Annotated in this window: 15 protein-coding genes; 5 read left to right on the forward strand and 10 right to left on the reverse strand. The window is 67.7% G+C overall.

Annotated elements, in window-relative coordinates; genetic code table 11:
• Nucleotides 1–81: 81 nt before the first annotated feature.
• Nucleotides 82–438 (forward strand): YrdB family protein, encoded by a 357-nt coding sequence (locus B7R22_RS12175; protein ID WP_253259050.1) that lies wholly within the window; start codon nucleotides 82–84, stop codon nucleotides 436–438.
• Complete coding sequence (nagA, locus tag B7R22_RS12180) at nucleotides 435–1,595, forward strand: N-acetylglucosamine-6-phosphate deacetylase (protein ID WP_116412006.1); 1,161 nt, start codon at nucleotides 435–437, stop codon at nucleotides 1,593–1,595. Before B7R22_RS12175 ends, nagA begins: the two co-directional genes overlap by 4 nt.
• A gap of 12 nt (nucleotides 1,596–1,607) precedes the next feature.
• Here nagA and B7R22_RS12185 read toward each other — a convergent pair whose 3' ends face one another.
• A complete protein-coding gene (locus B7R22_RS12185) occupies nucleotides 1,608–2,828 on the reverse strand; it encodes an NADP-dependent isocitrate dehydrogenase (protein WP_116412007.1) in 1,221 nt (406 codons plus the stop codon).
• Between the two features lie 136 nt (nucleotides 2,829–2,964).
• Between B7R22_RS12185 and B7R22_RS12190 the strand changes: the two genes are divergently transcribed.
• The 3 genes from B7R22_RS12190 to B7R22_RS12200 all read left to right on the forward strand — a co-directional run bounded on the left by B7R22_RS12190 (nucleotide 2,965) and on the right by B7R22_RS12200 (nucleotide 4,232).
• Entirely contained in the window at nucleotides 2,965–3,420 is a 456-nt protein-coding gene (locus B7R22_RS12190; RefSeq protein ID WP_116412008.1) for a GNAT family N-acetyltransferase, read from the forward strand.
• Nucleotide 3,421: 1 nt separating this feature from the next.
• On the forward strand, nucleotides 3,422–3,745 hold the full coding sequence (locus B7R22_RS12195) for an MGMT family protein (protein ID WP_116412009.1): 324 nt from the start codon (nucleotides 3,422–3,424) through the stop codon (nucleotides 3,743–3,745).
• A gap of 85 nt (nucleotides 3,746–3,830) precedes the next feature.
• Nucleotides 3,831–4,232: a hypothetical protein gene (locus B7R22_RS12200; RefSeq protein WP_147305375.1), complete on the forward strand. Its 402-nt coding sequence runs from the start codon at nucleotides 3,831–3,833 to the stop codon at nucleotides 4,230–4,232.
• Nucleotides 4,233–4,289: 57 nt separating this feature from the next.
• Here the strand turns inward: B7R22_RS12200 and B7R22_RS12205 are convergent, their stop codons facing one another.
• The 9 genes from B7R22_RS12205 to sucC form a co-directional block, all read right to left on the reverse strand.
• A complete protein-coding gene (locus B7R22_RS12205; RefSeq protein WP_116412011.1) occupies nucleotides 4,290–6,104 on the reverse strand; it encodes an ABC transporter ATP-binding protein in 1,815 nt (604 codons plus the stop codon).
• Nucleotides 6,101–7,870: an ABC transporter ATP-binding protein gene (locus B7R22_RS12210; protein ID WP_116412012.1), complete on the reverse strand. Its 1,770-nt coding sequence runs from the start codon at nucleotides 7,868–7,870 to the stop codon at nucleotides 6,101–6,103. The genes B7R22_RS12205 and B7R22_RS12210 overlap by 4 nt, the downstream gene beginning before the upstream one ends.
• 57 nt (nucleotides 7,871–7,927) lie before the next feature.
• A complete protein-coding gene (gene ddaH, locus B7R22_RS20255; protein WP_367379194.1) occupies nucleotides 7,928–9,163 on the reverse strand; it encodes a dimethylargininase in 1,236 nt (411 codons plus the stop codon).
• Between the two features lie 211 nt (nucleotides 9,164–9,374).
• A complete protein-coding gene (gene purH, locus B7R22_RS12220) occupies nucleotides 9,375–11,018 on the reverse strand; it encodes a bifunctional phosphoribosylaminoimidazolecarboxamide formyltransferase/IMP cyclohydrolase (protein ID WP_116283831.1) in 1,644 nt (547 codons plus the stop codon).
• Complete coding sequence (purN, locus tag B7R22_RS12225; protein WP_116412013.1) at nucleotides 11,015–11,629, reverse strand: phosphoribosylglycinamide formyltransferase; 615 nt, start codon at nucleotides 11,627–11,629, stop codon at nucleotides 11,015–11,017. Before purN ends, purH begins: the two co-directional genes overlap by 4 nt.
• Before the next feature lie 9 nt (nucleotides 11,630–11,638).
• Complete coding sequence (locus tag B7R22_RS12230) at nucleotides 11,639–13,042, reverse strand: cell division protein PerM (RefSeq protein ID WP_116412014.1); 1,404 nt, start codon at nucleotides 13,040–13,042, stop codon at nucleotides 11,639–11,641.
• Nucleotide 13,043: 1 nt separating this feature from the next.
• Nucleotides 13,044–13,637: a hypothetical protein gene (locus B7R22_RS12235; RefSeq protein WP_116412015.1), complete on the reverse strand. Its 594-nt coding sequence runs from the start codon at nucleotides 13,635–13,637 to the stop codon at nucleotides 13,044–13,046.
• Between the two features lie 154 nt (nucleotides 13,638–13,791).
• Nucleotides 13,792–14,682: a succinate--CoA ligase subunit alpha gene (gene sucD, locus B7R22_RS12240; RefSeq protein WP_116283834.1), complete on the reverse strand. Its 891-nt coding sequence runs from the start codon at nucleotides 14,680–14,682 to the stop codon at nucleotides 13,792–13,794.
• A gap of 16 nt (nucleotides 14,683–14,698) precedes the next feature.
• Entirely contained in the window at nucleotides 14,699–15,862 is a 1,164-nt protein-coding gene (sucC, locus tag B7R22_RS12245; RefSeq protein ID WP_116412016.1) for an ADP-forming succinate--CoA ligase subunit beta, read from the reverse strand.
• Nucleotides 15,863–15,973 lie beyond the last annotated feature (111 nt).

The raw sequence follows: 15,973 nt of genomic DNA on the forward strand, positions 1-15,973 counted from the left end.
TGCGACATCCGCCCGCCACTGACCATGGTACCGGCTGGGCGGCGGGAAGCGGCGGCGGATCGGCACAGTACGATTGCAGGCGTGAATACCGACCAGGGCGCTCTACCGCGATTCGGCCCGAACGACGTGCTCCGCTTGCTGCTCGAATTGTTCGCCTTCTTCTCGATCGGGCTCTGGGGCTTCCTGGCCTGGCCCCCGCTCTGGAACTGGGCGTTCGGGATCGGCGCCCCGCTCTTCGCCATCGTGCTCTGGGGGCTGTTCCGCTCACCCCGCGCCGTCTTCCACCTCGACGCGTTCGGCAAGGCACTCGTCGAGATCGTGATCATGGGCTCGGCCGCCCTGGCCTGGCTCGTCATCGGCCAGTGGATCGTGGCCGTGCTGTTCGGCATCCTCGCCGTTGTCAGCGGCGTTGTCTCCGGCCGCAAGGAGTTCGCATGACCGTCGTCATCCATTCCGCCACGAAAGTCGACGCCGACGGGGTCGTCGAAGACTTCTGGCTCGCCTTCTCGGGCGCCACGCTCGCCGCCACCGGCACCGGCACCGGCTGGCACGGCTGGTCCACCGCCGACAACGCCGTCGTCGTGAATGCCGGCGGCCGCTGGCTCACACCGGGCTTCATCGATGTGCACAGCCACGGCGGCGGCGGGTTCTCTTTCGACGATGGAACCGACGCCATCCAGGGTGCACTCGCCATGCACCGCGCCCACGGCACCACCCGTTCGGTGATCAGCCTCGTCGCCAATCCGGTCGAACAACTCTGCGAGAGCCTCGCCCTGATCGCCGACCTCACCGAGACCGATCCGTTGGTGTTGGGCTCGCACCTCGAGGGGCCCTTCCTCGCACGGAACCACCGCGGTGCACACAATCCCGCGTACCTGTGCACCCCGACCGCGGAGCTCGTCGACGCGTTCCTGGCGGCGGGCCGCGGCACCATCCGCCAGGTCACCCTCGCTCCCGAACTGACGGGAGCGCTCGACGCAATCGATCGGTTCGTCGCCGCCGGGGTCACCGTGGGCGTCGGTCACACCGATGCTGACTTCGAGCTCACCAGAGAGGCCTTCGACCACGGCGCAACGCTGCTCACGCACGCCTTCAATGCGATGCCCGGTATCAAGCACCGCGAGCCCGGCCCTGTGACGGCGGCCCTCGGGGATCCGCGCGTGGCACTCGAACTCATCCTCGACGGGTTCCACGTTCATCCGGAGGTCGCCCGGGTCGCATTCTTCGCAGCCCCCATGCGCATCCTGCTGATCACGGATGCCATGGCCGCAGCCGGCTCTGTCGACGGGCACTACAAATTGGGCGACCTGAATGTGTCGGTCTCGGATGGCCGGGCCATGCTGTCGGGAACGACCACCATCGCGGGCTCCACGCTGACCCAGGATGTCGCGCTCCGCTCGGCGATCTTCGACTCGGAGACCGACCCCGTGCTGGCGGTGCGCGCGATGACAGCGTCGCCTGCGCGTGCCCTCGGGCTCGACGAAACCCTCGGCTACCTCGCGCCCGGCTTCGCCGCCGACGTGGTGCTGCTCAGCACGGACTGGACCGTGGACGCAGTGTGGGCCGCCGGAAAACCGACGACCCACACCGACTGACGATCGAACCCGTTACGCCAGGCGCGTCTTCAGGTTCTCGGCCAGCGTCGCGAGGAACTCCTCGGTGGTCTGGTACGCCTGGTCGGGCCCCACAAGCAGCGCGAGGTCCTTCGTCATGGCGCCCGACTCGACCGTCTTGATGACGACATCTTCGAGGGTGTCGGCGAACGTGGCCAGCTCGGCGTTGTCGTCGAGCTTCGCGCGGTGCGCGAGCCCCCGGGTCCACGCGTAGATCGAGGCGATCGGGTTCGTCGAGGTGGGCTTGCCCGCCTGGTGCTGGCGATAGTGGCGCGTCACGGTGCCGTGAGCGGCCTCGGCCTCGACGGTCTTGCCGTCGGGGGTGAAGAGCACGCTGGTCATGAGCCCGAGCGATCCGAAGCCCTGGGCGACCGTGTCGCTCTGCACGTCACCGTCGTAGTTCTTGGCGGCCCACACGTAGCCACCCTCCCACTTGAGCGCCGCGGCGACCATGTCGTCGATCAGGCGGTGCTCGTAGGTGATGCCGGCCTCGGCGAAGGCAGCGGCGAACTCGTCGTCGAAGACCTCCTGGAACAGGTCTTTGAACCGGCCGTCGTAGGCCTTCAGGATCGTGTTCTTCGTCGACAGGTACACCGGGTACTTGCGGCTGAGGCCATAGCTGAGCGAGGCCCGGGCGAAGTCGCGGATCGAGTCGTCGAGGTTGTACATCGCCATCGCAACACCCGATCCGGGCGACTGGAAGACCTCGAACGACTGCGCCTCGGCGTCGCTGCCCTCTTCGGGCTGGAACGAGATGGTCAGCGTTCCCTTGCCCTCGAAGCGGAAGTCGGTGGCCTTGTACTGGTCGCCGAACGCGTGGCGACCGACGATGATCGGCTTGTTCCAGCCCGGCACGAGGCGCGGGATGTTCGAGATGATGATCGGCTCACGGAAGATGGTTCCGCCGAGGATGTTGCGGATGGTGCCGTTCGGGCTCTTCCACATCTTCTTCAGGCCGAACTCCTCGACGCGGGCCTCATCGGGCGTGATGGTGGCGCACTTCACGCCCACGCCGTGCTTCTGGATGGCGTGCGCTGCGTCGATCGTGACCTGGTCGTCGGTCGCGTCACGGTGCTCGATGCCGAGGTCGTAGTACTCGAGGTTCACATCGAGGTAGGGGTGGATGAGTGTGTCCTTGATGGCCTGCCAGATGATGCGGGTCATCTCGTCGCCGTCGAGCTCGACGACTGTTCCCTCTACGTGGATCTTCGACATTCAAACTCCTGTTCCGTCACGTGCAATTCTTCGGCCCAAAGGGCCAGGGACCAGCCTACTCGCATTCCGAACTGTCTTGACGTAGAGACACTTTGTGCTGTGGCGTGTTCGGGGGGTCAACCACTACCCTGAGACCATGGGCGACATGAGACTCGAAGAATTGTCGGCGACCAACATCGTCGCTGCCAACACCCTGACGTTGAAGCCGGGCCAGGAGCAGTTCGTCGCACCGGTCTCGCACTCGATCGCCGAGGCCTACGTGAACCCGGCGACCGCGTGGCCGCGAGTGGTGATCGATGACGACGACGTCGTCGTGGGTTTCATCATGGGAAACTTCGACCCCGACAGCCCGCACGACGAGTTCCGCGGGTGCATCTGGCGGATGAATGTCGCTGCGGATGCCCAGGGTAAGGGTGTCGGCCGGTTCGCCGTCACCGCGCTGGCCGACGAGGCCCGGTCGCGGGGCTTCGACCGGCTGACCGTCATGTTCGAGCCCGGTGAACTCGGGCCCGAGGCGTTCTTCACCGCGGTGGGATTCGAGCCGATCGGCGAGACGCAGTTCGGCGAGACGATCGCCGCCCTGACCCTGTGATGTGACCGCTCCGTCCGGCGAAGACTTCGGGGCGGCCGTGCTGGAGGTCGTCGACGCGATCCCGCCCGGGCAGGTGCTCACCTACGGGGATGTCGCGGCCCTGCTCGGTTCGCGTGCTGCGCGAGCTGTCGGCACGGTGATGGCGCGGTCGGGCGGCCGTCACCCGTGGTGGCGTGTGGTGCGTTCGGGCGGGCATCCACCGCGCGGCCTCGAAGCCGACGCCCGCCCGCACTACGAGGCTGAGAATACGCCGCTGGCCAGCGCTTCGACGGAGTGCGGCTACCGCGTCCACTACGCTGTGGCAAGGTGGAATGTGAATTCCTGACCCACCCCTGTACCTGTTCACCCCTCGACAATCAACGGGAGAAGCTGTGAAGCGTCGCTTGCTGGTTGCTCTGCCGATTGTTGCCGTGAGCGTTTCGCTGCTCTCGGGCTGCGGCGTTGCCAACGTGATCTCTCCCCCTTTCGCCTCCGCGATCTACGCGACCACCGCAGACGGGGCCGACGCAGACTCCTCTGTGGCGATTCCGGCCTGGGTGCCCGCTGACGCCACGTTCATCCGGGTGAAGACCGACCAGACCCGGGGCGCGAGCATCCTGATGTTCTCGCCCACCGCGACCCCGCCGGTGTTCACCGGGTGCGATGCGGCGTCCGACCCCGAGGTCGACCAGGCCCAGAGCACCGGTGCTCTGACCAACCAGCTCGCCGAGACCTGGTGGCCGCAGGCGCTCAACGCGGGCGTCGGCGTCGTCTGCGCCGGAAAATGGCACCTCTTCGCCCAGGACGGCCACTACTACGGCTGGACGCCGTAGCGCCCTCTGCCTGCGCCCGATCGTCGCCCGCGCCCGCCTGGGGCGAGGCGCGGCGGGCTAGACGAGCGACTGCCGCCAGGAGGCGTGCAGCTGGGCGAACCGCCCCGTTCCGCCGATCAGGTCGGCCGGGGTACCGTCTTCGATGATCACACCATGCTCCATCACGAGCACCCGGTCGGCGATCGCCACGGTCGACAGCCGGTGGGCGATGATGATGGCCGTGCGGTCGGCGAGCAGGGTCTGCAGGGCATCCTGCACCTGCCGTTCGCTCGGGATGTCGAGGGACGCCGTCGCCTCGTCGAGGATGAGCACTGCGGGGTCGGCGAGGAAGGCCCGCGCGAACGACACCAGTTGGCGCTGGCCGGCGGAGACCCGCCCGCCCCGCTTGTTCACGTCGGTGTCGTAACCGTCGGGGAGGCTGTCGATGAAGGCGTGGGCACCCACGGCCTTCGCAGCCGCGACGATCTCCTCGCGGGAGGCGCCCGGTTTTCCGATCGCGATGTTGTCGGCGACGGTGCCCGAGAAGAGGTAGGCCTCCTGCGTCACCATCACGATCGCGCGCCGCAGGTCTTTCGGATGGAGCTTCCGGAGGTCGATGCCGTCGAGCGTGACCTGCCCCGTGGTCGGGTCGTAGAACCGTGAGATGAGTTTCGCGAGCGTCGACTTGCCTGCGCCGGTGGAGCCGACGAGGGCGATGGTCTGCCCGGCGGGCACGGCGAGGCTGAACTCGGGGAGCACGACCCGCCCGTTCTGGTAGGAGAACTCCACGTCGTCGAACGAAATGCCGCCCTTCGCCGTCCAGAGGTCGATCGGTTTCACCGGATCGGGCACGCTCAGTTCTTCTTCGAGCACACCGGAGATCTTCTCGAGCGCTGCCGCCGCCGACTGGTAGGAGTTGTAGAACATCGCCATCTCCTCCATCGGGTCGAAGAAGCGCCGCGTGTAGAGCACCGCAGCGAGCAGCACACCGATGGCGACCTGGCCATCGATCACCCGGAACGCACCGACGAGCAGCACCACCGCGACCGTGACATTGCCGATCAGCACAAGCCCCGGATCGAAGATGCCGAACAGGCGGATCACCTTGGCATTCGACTCCCGGTACTGCTCGACCAGCCCGCTGAACTCGGTCGAGTTGCTCTTCTCCGTGCGGAACGCCTTGACGGCCCGGACGCCCGTCATGGTCTCGACGAACTTCACGATCAGCTTCGCCGAAGCCGTCCGCGTGGTGCGGAAAAGCTTCTGCGAGCGCAGCTGGAACCAGCGGGTCAGGACGACCAGCGGCACCAGCGAGACCACCAGGATGAACCCGCTCGCCACATCGAGCGAGAACAGCGCGATGCCGATGAAGAACATGTAGAGCAGCCCCTGCACGAGCTGGTTGATGCCCGAGTCGAGCAGTTCCCGGATCGAGTCGAGGTCACTGGTCTGCCGAGAGATGATGCGCCCCGAGGTGTAGGTCTCGTGGAACTCGAGGCTCAGCCGCTGGGTCTGCAGGAAGACCCGCTTGCGGAGATCGAGCAGGATCGCCTGCGAGATCCGTGCGGTGAGCACGGTGAACCAGGAGATGAGAACCGCACCGACGACCCCGGTGACCAGGTAGATCACGCCCACCGAGGCGATCGGGATCCAGTCGTGGTTCACCAGCGCGGGCAACCCGATGTCGATCCCGTACGCGATCAGCGCCGGGCCGGCCACCTGGGCGGCGGTGCTGATGATCACCACGATGAGCCCGATCACGAGCTTCGACTTCTCGGGGCGCAGCAGCGAACCGAGCAGGGCAGTGGATCGCCTGCGGATCTGCCGGCTCTCGGCACGGGTGAAGTCGTTGCGCTCCTCACCCTCGACACCGGTCACGGTCGTCTCGCTCATGCGGTCACCTCCTCATCGTCGAAACTCGAGATCACATATCTGTAGTGGTCGTTGCCGGCCAGCAGCTCGGCGTGCGTGCCGACGGCGGTCACACGCCCGTTCTGCAGCAGCGCCACCCGGTCTGCGAGCGCAACCGTCGACGGCCTGTGTGCCACGATCAGCGCCGTTGTCGAGGCGAGCACCGTGCGAAGCGCGGCCTCGACGAGTGCCTCGGTGTCGACATCGAGGGCGGAGAGCGGATCATCCAGAACCAGTACCCGGGGCTTGGCCGCGACCGCCCGCGCGAGCGCGAGACGCTGGCGCTGGCCGCCCGACAGGCTGAGACCCTCCTCGCCGACGCGGGTCGCGAGGCCGTCGGGCAGGTCGTGGACGAACCCCGCCTGTGCGATCGAGAGGGCCTCGGCAACCTCCTCGTCGCTGGCCTCTGGCCGACCGAGCACCACGTTCTCCCGCACAGAGGCGCTGAACAGGGTCGCGTCTTCGAAGGCCATGGCGATCTCGGTGCGCACGGTGTCCCGCGGCAGGTCGCGGATGTCGATGCCGTCGAGAAGCACCCGCCCACCGGTCACGTCGTAGAGCCGGGTGGTGAGGGAAGTGAGGGTGCTCTTGCCCGAGCCGGTCAGCCCGACAAGCGCCATGGTCTCCCCCGGCTCGATCACGAGGTCGATACCGTCGAGCAGGTCGGCGTGGGTGAGCGGCGCATCCTGGTAGCGGAAGTGCACGTCATCGAAACTCAGCTGCCCACGGGGTGACCGGATGCTCTGCGGAGCGGCGGGGTCGACGATGGTGTTCTCCGAGTCGAGCACGTCGAAGAACCGCGTCGTGGCGGTTCGGGCATCGAACGTCATGGCAAGGAAGTAGCCCATCGACTCCACCGGGAACAGCAGCACCGTCGCGGTGGCGAAGAAGGCCACGAGGTCACCGACGGTGGCCTGCCCCTCTGAGGCGAGCCAGACCCCGACGACGAGGCACACCGCGAACGCGACATCCGGAACCAGCAACAGCCACAACCAGATGTTGGCGACGGCCTTGGCCTTCTCGATCTCGGTGCCCCGGAGCTTCTCGGCCTGGCGTTCGAACTTCTTCAGCGCGAACGGGCCGCGCCCGAAGGCCTTGAGCACGCGGATGCCGTGCACCGACTCCTCGACGCTGGTTGCGAGGTCGCCGACCTGGTCCTGGCTCCGACGGGCGGCGTCGGAGTACTTGCCCTCGAAGACGTAGCTGTAGGCCAGAACGGGAATGGAGGCAACCGCGAAGATCAGGCCCAGCACCCAGTTGAGGCTGATCAGGATGGCGAAACCGATGAAGATCGTCACGACATTGACCACCATGATCACCACGCCGAACGAGAGCCAGCGGCGGATCAGGTTGAGGTCGCTGACCGCACGCGAGAGCAGTTGCCCGCTCGGCCAGCGGTCGTGGAACTCCACCGGCAGCTCCTGCAGGTGATCGTAGAGGCTGTTGCGCATGCGCGCCTCCACGTGGGTTCCCGGGGTGAGCACCAGCACGCGGCGGAGGGCGATCAGCAGAGCCTCGAAGACTCCGAGGGCCAGGATGACCAACACGACGGGCCAGATCTGGGACGAGTCGCCGTCGGCGAGCGGGCCGTCGATCAGCACCTGCAGCACCTGCGGGATCGCCAGCGACACGAGGCTCGCCAGCAAGGAGACTCCGATGGCCGTGTAGATGCGCGGCATCGCGGGTTTCGCATAGACGTACAGTCGGGCGAGCGTCTGCAACGTCGACTGCTCTTCTGGGGCAGGCATGTGTGTGGGTTTCCCTTGTGAGGTGTTTTCAGGCAGCCTCCCAGCCTACCCCACGGGTCACCTCACCCGCACCGACAGGCAGGTCACGCAGCCCTCGAGCTTCTCGTACTCGCTGATGTCGACCGAGATCACCCGGTAGCCGAGGTTCTCGATCAGCTGGGCCGACTCAGGGGCCGATGCCGCCATCAGCACCGTGTCGTCGCTGAGCTTCACCACGTGGGCGCCGCCCTCTTCGGGCATGCTCAGGAACCGGTCGAAGATCTGGGGATCATCCACCAGCGGCAGGTAGCCGATCACCGTGCCGTCGGGCAGCGCCGTGACGGCACTCTTCAGGTGCAGCACCTTCGTCAGCGGCACGGCCACGACCGTGTAGCCGAGCGCGGAGACGATGTGACGCAGCTGGTGGATGCCCTCGGCATTCGTTCGGCCGCTCCGCCCGACGTAGACGGTCGTTCCGACTTTCAGTACATCGCCGCCGTCGAGTGTTCCGGGCTGGGCGATGTGCGCGACCTTCAGTCCGAGCTCCCGCACGGTCACCTCGACGGCCTCCGTCTCGGCGACGCGGTGCTCGCTGCCCGGGCTGGTGATCACCGCGACATCGCCGAAGATGATCACGGCGTCTTCGACGAAGACCGAGTCGGCGAGGTCGTCGGCCTGGTCGACCTCGATCGTCGTCCAGCCGGCCTTCTCGAGCACGTTGACGTACGACTCCCACTGTTCGTCGGCCAGCTCGAGGTCGACGGGGCTCTTCTCGATGTGGGTCACGTGTCCGTCGGCGAGAGTCGCCGCAGGTCTCCGGATGATCGCCACCCGTCGCTCGGAGACGGCACCCCGGGCATCCGGAGCACCGAGCACGACACCCGCGTAGACCCGTCGGCCCACCGTGGCGGAGGCGAGGATGACGGCCAGCACGAAGACCAGATTGATGCCGACGAGGGTGCCGACCAGATAGGAGAGAACATCGCCGTCGAGACCCTGGCCCGCGACGAGGAGGGGAAGGGCCGTGCCGACCAGGGCGCCGAACAGGGCGGCGACCAGCCCGCTGACCAGCGAGAGGTACCAGCTGCCATAGCCGCCCACAGCCGCGAGGATGGCGACGAACACGAGCGTGAAGAGCGTCTGGGGCAGAAAGAAAGCGTTCGCGTCGCCGAAGTACTGGGGTTTGAAGCCCTGCACCATGAAGAACGCGAGCAGGACGACGAGATGGGCGATCGCCGCGACGACCACGGCCGTGAGGGCCGAGGCGAGAAGCGGACGGGCGCCGAACAGCGGCGGGGTGGGGTCGAGAGGCATGCCTCCGACCCTAGCGGCTCCCGCCACGGCCGGGCATCAGCCGCAATTCAGGCAGGAGCGGCCGCCGAGGTGGACCCGTCGATGGCTGCCCGCCCTGCCTGAAATACTGCCGCCCGCCGCCGGCCGCCCGCTGCCCGCTGCCCGCCGCGCGCCGCCGGCCGCCCGCTGCCGGCCGCCGCCGGCCGCCCGCCGCCCGCTGCCGGCTGCCGGCTCAGTGGAAGAAGTGCCGCTCCCCGGTGAAGTACATCGTGACGCCCGCGTTCTGCGCGGCCTCGATGACCTCGGAGTCGCGCACGGAGCCGCCCGGCTGCACGACGGCGCGCACCCCGGCGTCGAGCAGCACCTGCAGGCCGTCGGCGAAGGGGAAGAACGCGTCACTCGCGGCGACGGAGCCGGCTGCACGCGTGCCCGCCCGGCTCACCGCGAGATGGCAGGAGTCGACCCGGTTGACCTGTCCCATGCCGACACCGACGGAGGCGCCGTTCTGCGCCAACAGGATCGCGTTGGACTTGACCGACCGGCAGGCCTTCCATGCGAAGACCAGGTCGCTCAGGGTGTCGGCATCGGCTGGCTCGCCGGAGACGAGCTGCCAGGCGTCGGTGGTGTAGTCGACGAAACCGTCGGAGGTCTGCATCAGCACACCCCCGCTGATCTGCTTCAGCTCCACAGCGGGCCGCGCGTATTCGGCTGGCAGACGGAGGATGCGGAGGTTCTTCTTCGTCTGGAGGAGCTTCAGGGCATCCGGTTCGAAATCCGGTGCGACCAGCACCTCGGTGAAGATCTCCTGCACGGTCTCGGCCATGCCGAGCGTCACCGTGCGGTTGGCCGCGATGACCCCGCCGAACGCCGAGACCGGGTCGCACTCGTGCGCTCGGAGGTGCGCAGAAGCGATCGGATCGAGCGCTGTGGACGAGGAGACTGCTATTCCACAGGGGTTCGCGTGCTTGATGATGGCGACGGCCGGCTCGGCGAAATCCCAGGCTGCCCGAACCGCAGCGTCAGCGTCGACGAAGTTGTTGTACGACATCTCCTTGCCGTTCAACTGCTCGGCCTGGGCGATTCCGTGGCCGTGCGGCTCGAGGTAGAGCGCCGCCCGCTGGTGCGAGTTCTCCCCGTAGCGGAGGGTGTGGGCGAGCGAGACGCTCCGCTCGACGAGCTTCGGAAAGCCGCTCTCGGGCAGCGGGGCGGCCGGGTCGAACACGCCATCCGACGGCAGCGCACTGGCACCGAGCTGCTCAGCGAACCACGTCGCCACTCCGGTGTCGTAGGCCGCGGTGTGGGCGAAGGCTGTGGCCGCGAGGCGTCGGCGCGTTTCGAGCGAGGTGCCGCCCGAGGTGAGAGCCTCAACGATCTGCGGGTAGGTGTTCGGCGACACGGCGATGGCCACATTGGCGTGGTTCTTGGCCGATGCCCGCACCAGCGCGGGGCCGCCGATGTCGATCTGTTCGATGACGTCGTCGGGAGCTGCACCGCTCGCGACCGTCTCGCTGAAGGGGTAGAGGTTCACGACCACCAGCTGGAACGCCTGGATCTCGAGCTCCTGCAGCTGCGCGATGTGCGACTCAAGCCGAAGGTCGGCGAGGATCCCGGCATGCACCGAAGGGTGCAGCGTCTTGACCCGGCCGTCGAGCGACTCGGGGAATCCGGTGATCGAGGAGACCTCGGTGACGGCGAACCCCGCTGCAGCGATGGTCTTCGCCGTCGAACCGGTCGAGACGATCTCGACGCCTGCCGCACTGAGCGCCCCGGCGAATTCGACGAGGCCCGACTTGTCGCTCACCGAGACGAGCGCGCGCCTGATCTCGATCTGGTCGCGGTGGTGGAAATCGGCGGGGTCGTGGCGTGGGCCGCTCATGGTGTCGTGGCACTCCTGTTGGTGTGATGGATGGCGGCCAGACGGATCCGGTCGGTGGCGATGTCGAGCACGGTCTGCACCAGCAGGTCGCGTTCGATGGTCTTGATGCGCTCCTGGAGCACGTGCTCGGTGTCGCCCGCCAGCACGGGAACGGCGCGCTGCACGAGAGTGGGCCCGGTGTCGACGCCTTCGTCGACGATGTGCACGGTGACACCCGTCTCACGGGCACCGGCGGCCAGGGCATCCCGAATCGCGTGCGCACCGGGGAACAGCGGCAAGAGTGCGGGATGCGTGTTGATCAGGTTCGGCGACAGCGCGGCGACCACCCGCGGGGGCAGGATGCGCATGAACCCTGCACAGACCACCAGATCGGGCGACCACTGCCGGATCTCGGCCAGCAGCTCGTCACCCCACTCGGCCCGGTTCGTGAAGGCCGACGGCAGCACGGTGAAACGCGGCACGCCGAAGTGCTCGGCGTGCTCGAGGCCCGGCGCCTCGGTGTCGGAACCCACGGCCACGATGCGGGCCGGGAAGTCGGCGTCCGAGGTCGCTTCGAGCAGCGCACGGAGGTTCGAACCCCCGCCGGAGATCAGAACGACAATCGACAGCACTCAGACAGACTAACGCAGCGGCGCGCTGCCCGATGGTGATGCGGGCGGCGCGGAGCTCGCGGAGCTGCTGGCCGTGGGGGTGCTGGTGGCCTTGCCGTTGTTGGTGCTGGTGCCGCGGGTGTCGCTGCCGCGAGCGCTGCCGTTCGTCCGTCGCCCCGGAAGCTCGACGCCGCTGGCCAGCAGCCCCACCGTGGCCGAGACGCCGAACACGATGAACGACCAGAGCCAGACCGCACCGGGATCCGGGCCGACTACAGCGAGGCGCCCGGGGCCCGCTGCGCCGCCCGACCAGAGGGCGAGCACGGCGAGGATGCTCGCCGCGACGATCCCGATGCCGAAACCTGTGCCGATCATCCGTGCCGCCGAGGTTCCGGCACTGGCACCGGCCTTGGCACCGGCACCGGCACCGTGAGGCTGCCCACCGGCGCCCGCACCGGGGGCAACGAGCCGCGGCCGAAGCGCCACAGCGATGACGAACCCGATCGCGACCGGCAGCACGAGAACGGCGTAGCCGAGCGGTGACGACTGCGGCAGCGCTCCGAACAGCGGAAGCGACGGCAGGAGGCCCACGTCAGTGCCGAGCGGAGAGATCGATGACCCGGCTCCCAGCGCGAAACCGGGACCGACGAACCAGCTGGCCGCCCACACCACGGCGTTCGGCAGCAGGGCGAGCTGGCCGAGCGTGAGCGCGGCTCCCCCGCCGATACCCGATCCGAGGGATTCGTAGAGCGAGATCACGCTCGAGTAGTGCACCAGCAGCCCCGCGGTCACCGCCAGCGCACCGACGGCGACCATCGCAGCGACCACGATCGCTCCGCCGCGGAGGGCAACGGCCACGAACGGCCGGGCCGCCGCGGCCATCCGCTCCCACTGCCGCAGGAACCACCCCGCGAGAGGACTCTGCTGCCGGGTGAGGCTCGCCGCAGCGCCGATGACCATGCCGAGCCCGTAGACCGCCGGCACGAGGAGCACGGCCTGCCAGAACGATGGCACGGCCCCCGGGGTCTCTGCACTCAGCCAGGCGAGCGCGCCCAACACTCCGACCGTGGCGACGCCGACGACCAGCCCGAGTACAGGATGCGGGGAGAAGCCGAGCCGGAGCCCGGAACGACGGCCGAGGAAGGCGGTCAGCACGGCGAACCCGAGTGGGGCGATACCCACCACGAACGGTGTCGCCGCGCCGTCGAGGGCGAGCCGGGCCGCGAGCGCAGGGTCGAGGGCGAGCTGCAGGTCGACACCGTTGCCGAGCATCCAGAGGTCTGCGGATGCTCGCCAGAACACGGTCCAGTCGATGCTGAGGTCGAACTGGGTCGCCCAGAGGATCGTGAGCATCACGAGCGGGATTCCGATGCCGATTGCGACGGCGATCAGCGCATCGAGCGCGGCGAGGAGTGCGGTGGTGGGGCGGTTCATATCAGTGGAACACGATCTTCAGAAGGATGACGACGAGACCGAGCAGGCCCGTCAGGAAGCCCGCGAGGAGCTTCGCGTGCCAGGCGCCGCCGCGGTCGCCGATGGCGAACCAGCCGAGGGCTCCGAGCAGGAACACGGGGATGAGCAACGAGAACGCGTAGGCGACGTCCTCCTCGAGCAGCCCGACGGCGCCGACGAGGAGCAGTCCGCACGGAATGATACCGGCGTAGAGCAGCCCCGACGAGAACCCGATGCTGAACTTCAGCGCTTCGCGCAGGGTGATGCGATCGCGGCCGTGCTTGCCGTAGTGCGCGATGGCCTCGGCGAAGACATGGGCCGTCCAAAAGACGAGGAGCGTCGGAACAGTGGTTCGCAGGATCTCGAAGTCGGTCTCACCGTCTTCGGCGGTGCCGATGATCGCGCTCACCAGCAGGGTGCCGTAGATGGCCTGCGGGGTGACAATGCGGTGCCGGATGCTCTCCCACCGTGTCGGCGGGCGTTTCTCCTCGGCGGCGGCGATGTCGGCGGCGCGGAGGTCGTCGTCCGCGGCGGCGCGGCTCGCATCAGCTCCCGCTGTCTCCGGCTCAGTCGTCACGCGTCAGGCTCCCTCCCGTTCGGCTGCTTAAACGTAACGGACGGATGCCCGCCCACCCGTCACGCCTCGCGCGCGCTACCCGATCCGAAGCGTTTCCATCAACAACGAAAGGGCCCGCCACCACGAACGGTGACGGGCCCCGGATGCTGCGTGGCTAGAGCGCCGCGTAGACCTCGCGCAGCAGCGCAGCAGTCTCGCTCGGCGTCTTGCCGACCTTGACGCCGGCGGCCTCGAGGGCCAGCTTCTTGCCGTCGGCCGTGCCTGCACCGGAGGAGACAATCGCACCCGCGTGGCCCATCGTCTTGCCCTCGGGGGCGGTGAAGCCGGCGACGTAGCCGACGACCGGCTTCGTTACGTGGGCCTTGATGTAGTCCGCCGCACGCTCCTCGGCGTCGCCACCGATCTCGCCGATCATCACGATCGCCTTCGTCTCGGGGTCGGCCTCGAACGCGGCGAGCGCGTCGATGTGCGTCGTCCCGATGATGGGGTCGCCGCCGATGCCGATCGCGGTCGAGAAACCGAGATCCCGCAGCTCGTACATCATCTGGTAGGTCAGGGTGCCCGACTTCGAGACCAGGCCGATGGGGCCCTTGCCGGTGATCGTGGCGGGCGTGATGCCGACCAGCGACTCGCCCGGCGTGATGATGCCGGGGCAGTTCGGGCCGATGATGCGGGTCTTGCCGCCCTTGGCCTTCGCGGTCGCCCAGAACTCCGCGGAGTCCTGGATCGGGATGCCCTCGGTGATCACGACGACGAGCGGGATCTCGGCCTCGACGGCTTCGAGCACAGCGTCTTTGGCGAACGCCGGCGGGACGAAGACGATCGACACGTCGGCGCCGGTCTCCGCGATGGCCTCGGCGACAGTGCCGAACACGGGCAGCGAGACGCCGCCGTCGTGCTCGACGGTGGTGCCGGCCTTGCGCGCGTTCACGCCGCCGACGATCTTCGTGCCGGCCTTCAGCATGAGGGCGGTGTGCTTGGTGCCCTCACCGCCGGTGATGCCCTGCACGATGACCTTGGAGTCTTTGTTGAGGAAGATCGACATTCTTGTTCTGTTCCCTTTACTTCGAAGCCAGTTCGGCGGCCTTGGCGGCGCCTTCGTCCATGGTGTCTGCGAGCGAGACGAGCGGGTTGGCTGCATCGCGGAGGATCTGGCGACCTTCCTCGACCTTGTTGCCGTCGAGACGCACGACGAGGGGCTTCGTGGCGGCGCCCCCCAGGATCTCGAGCGCCTTCACAATGCCGTTGGCCACAGCGTCGCACGCGGTGATTCCGCCGAAGACGTTGACGAACACGCTCTTGACCTGCGGGTCGCCGAGGATCACGTCGAGGCCGTTGGCCATCACCTCAGCGGATGCTCCACCACCGATGTCCAGGAAGTTGGCCGGCTTCACACCCTTGAAGTTCTCGCCGGCGTAACTGACGACATCGAGCGTCGACATGACGAGTCCGGCACCGTTTCCGATGACACCGACTTCGCCGTCGAGCTTGACGTAGTTCAGACCGAGCTTCTTGGCCTTCGCCTCGAGGGGGTCTTCGGCATCCTGGTCGACAAGCGCTTCGTGGTTCGGGTGGCGGAAGTCGGCGTTCTCGTCGAGCGAGACCTTGCCGTCGAGGGCCACGATGTCGCCCTCCTCGGTGAGCACGAGCGGGTTGACCTCGACGAGCGTCGCATCCTCGCCCTTGTAGACCTCGTACAGCTTCACGAAGACCGGAGCGACCTTGTCGACGAGGTCGGCCGGGAACTTCGCAGCGATCGCGATCTCGGTGGCCTTGGCCAGGTCGACACCCTGCAGCGGGTCGACCTCGATGCGGGCGAGAGCCTCGGGGCGCTCCACAGCGAGTTCCTCGATCTCCATGCCGCCCTCGAAGCTCGACAGACTGAGGTAGGAGCGGTTCGCGCGGTCGAGCAGCACCGAGAAGTAGTACTCGCTCTTGATGCGGGCGCCACCGGCGACCATCACGCGCTTGACGGTGTGTCCCTTGATGTCGAGCCCCAGGATCGCCTTCGCGGCCTCCTCGGCCTCGTCGGGGTTCTTCGCGACCTTGACGCCGCCGGCCTTTCCGCGGCCACCGACCTTCACCTGCGCCTTGACGACCGTCACGCCGCCGAGCTTCTCCGCTGCGGCGCGCACCTCTTCAGGGGTGTCGGCGATGATTCCCGGAAGGACCGGTACGCCGTAGCTCTCGAAGAGGTCTCTGGCCTGATATTCAAATAGATCCACGCTTGCTCATCCCATCAGCATGCGAAGCTCCCGCCACGCACGCGTTGCCTGGTTTCCGTCGAAAATGATAGCCGGATGCCCTGCTCATGTGTCTTGAGATCGAGACATCTG

It is taken from the genome of Subtercola boreus, assembly GCF_003399635.1.
In the GTDB taxonomy this organism is placed as follows: domain Bacteria; phylum Actinomycetota; class Actinomycetes; order Actinomycetales; family Microbacteriaceae; genus Subtercola; species Subtercola boreus_B.

Excerpts from the sequence above, each read along its gene's own strand:
- nagA (WP_116412006.1), top strand. The coding sequence starts at position 435 with ATGACCGTCGTCATCCATTCCGCCACGAAAGTCGACGCCGACGGGGTC.
- B7R22_RS12185 (WP_116412007.1), bottom strand. The coding sequence starts at position 2,828 with ATGTCGAAGATCCACGTAGAGGGAACAGTCGTCGAGCTCGACGGCGAC.
- B7R22_RS12190 (WP_116412008.1), top strand. The coding sequence starts at position 2,965 with ATGGGCGACATGAGACTCGAAGAATTGTCGGCGACCAACATCGTCGCT.
- B7R22_RS12205 (WP_116412011.1), bottom strand. The coding sequence starts at position 6,104 with ATGAGCGAGACGACCGTGACCGGTGTCGAGGGTGAGGAGCGCAACGAC.
- B7R22_RS12210 (WP_116412012.1), bottom strand. The coding sequence starts at position 7,870 with ATGCCTGCCCCAGAAGAGCAGTCGACGTTGCAGACGCTCGCCCGACTG.
- ddaH (WP_367379194.1), bottom strand. The coding sequence starts at position 9,163 with ATGCCTCTCGACCCCACCCCGCCGCTGTTCGGCGCCCGTCCGCTTCTC.
- purH (WP_116283831.1), bottom strand. The coding sequence starts at position 11,018 with ATGAGCGGCCCACGCCACGACCCCGCCGATTTCCACCACCGCGACCAG.
- B7R22_RS12230 (WP_116412014.1), bottom strand. The coding sequence starts at position 13,042 with ATGAACCGCCCCACCACCGCACTCCTCGCCGCGCTCGATGCGCTGATC.
- sucD (WP_116283834.1), bottom strand. The coding sequence starts at position 14,682 with ATGTCGATCTTCCTCAACAAAGACTCCAAGGTCATCGTGCAGGGCATC.